This is a genomic window from Alcanivorax sp. HI0044 (assembly GCF_001634945.1).
Genome location: NZ_LWEZ01000516.1, coordinates 1 through 931, shown reverse-complemented (window position 1 = coordinate 931; position 931 = coordinate 1). Strand labels below are relative to the sequence as shown.

General features: G+C 54.5%; 1 protein-coding gene and 1 tRNA gene. Both read right to left on the bottom strand.

Features of this window, described 5'->3' with window-relative positions; translation table 11 throughout:
- Positions 1-157 precede the first annotated feature (157 nt).
- Positions 158-247: transfer RNA gene (locus A3730_RS06120), tRNA-Ser, on the bottom strand.
- Between the two features lie 106 nt (positions 248-353).
- A complete protein-coding gene (csrA, locus tag A3730_RS06115) occupies positions 354-542 on the bottom strand; it encodes a carbon storage regulator CsrA (protein WP_035229872.1) in 189 nt (62 codons plus the stop codon).
- Positions 543-931 lie beyond the last annotated feature (389 nt).

The following is a 931-nucleotide window of genomic DNA, read 5'->3' as shown; positions in this document are numbered from 1 at the left end:
GTAGCGCAAAGTGTAGCGCAAGTTGGTGTCGAGGCAGAGCACGAGGCACATGAGAACCGCGGTTGCGGGCGACATCGGTCCGGAATCGCAAAATCGCCTGCAGCATGTACACGGCCCACAAACAAAAACGCCCCGCATTGCGGGGCGTTTTCTAATATGGCGGAGAGGGCGGGATTCGAACCCGCGATACAGTTTCCCGTATGGCTCCTTAGCAGGGAGCTGGTTTCAGCCACTCACCCACCTCTCCGGAATGCGGTACTGCTTGTGGTTTGGTGGTGAACGCTCTTAATCGGCGCTGTCACCAAACTCGCCGCGCATCATAACGATTTTGCGAACAAAATACAGCTCAAAAATCAGGCAGACTCGCTATCTGACGATTTTTCGTGCTGAATTCGCTGATAAATTTCTTCACGGTGTACGGCAACTTCTTTCGGTGCGTTCACACCGATACGAACCTGGTTGCCTTTTACACCCAGCACAGTGACGGTCACTTCGTCACCGACCATCAGGGTCTCACCAACTCGACGCGTAAGAATTAACATAATGATCCCTCCTGGGGTCCTTTCATTTCCGTGAGCGCTTTCCGTACCTGAGGCTCGCGGGTTGCCGTCCTTGACGACTCCTTGGTGCAGAGACCATTTACCCACCCCTGGCACGGGGCCGGTAGTATGCCTGAATCAGATTCTCAAGTCTTGCCGTGAGAGGGGCGAGACCAACCGGTCGTCGCCCCATACCTACCTGACGGTATGCCGATCAGCAGAAGTTGAGCTGTGGTTTCAGCGTGGATGTATGGCGCAAGAATTTGTTGTCACAGGGCATTTTCTGAGGAAGCGCCGTATCAGGGAATACGGTCGACTGAAGAAAATGTTCTGTGGCGGCAAAGGCTTGTGCCAGGCACCACGATGAAGCTACGGGCTCAGCTTGAAGGCTG

Excerpts from the sequence above, each read along its gene's own strand:
- csrA (WP_035229872.1), bottom strand. The coding sequence starts at position 542 with ATGTTAATTCTTACGCGTCGAGTTGGTGAGACCCTGATGGTCGGTGAC.